Origin of the sequence: Italian clover phyllody phytoplasma str. MA1 (assembly GCF_000300695.1) — a bacterium.
Lineage (GTDB): Bacteria > Bacillota_I > Bacilli_A > Acholeplasmatales > Acholeplasmataceae > Phytoplasma.
In genome coordinates this window covers 1-332 of sequence record NZ_AKIM01000180.1, presented here as the reverse complement: position 1 = coordinate 332, position 332 = coordinate 1, and the positions used below count along the sequence as shown (strand labels likewise).

Sequence of the window (332 nt, the reverse complement as noted above, 5' to 3'; positions counted from 1 at the left end):
TCATGAAATCAATAAACTTAAAGAACAAATAAAAGAAGAACAAAAAGCTCATGAAACAACTAAAATAACCTTAAAAGAAAAAAGTGATCAATTAACCACCGAAAAAGAGGAATTAGACAAAATTGACAAAATTCTCAAAAATCAAGAAAAAACCTATAGCGCCGCAATTCAACCTTTAAAAGCTTGTATTAAAGAAGATGTAAGACAAAGAATTAATAGCGCAAAGGAAAAAGTTAATAATGTAACTTCTTGGTTCAAAAAATGGTTTTAATTAAAATTAAAAAGTCAAATGTGTTAAAATGTTGGTATATTATAAATTACCCGAAAGGAAC

The 332-nt window shown here is 26.2% G+C and carries 1 pseudogene; it reads left to right on the top strand.

Going from position 1 to position 332, the window contains the following annotated elements:
* Nucleotides 1–271 (top strand): annotated as a pseudogene (locus RI01_RS03215) (ATPase); the annotation flags it as partial.
* Nucleotides 272–332 lie beyond the last annotated feature (61 nt).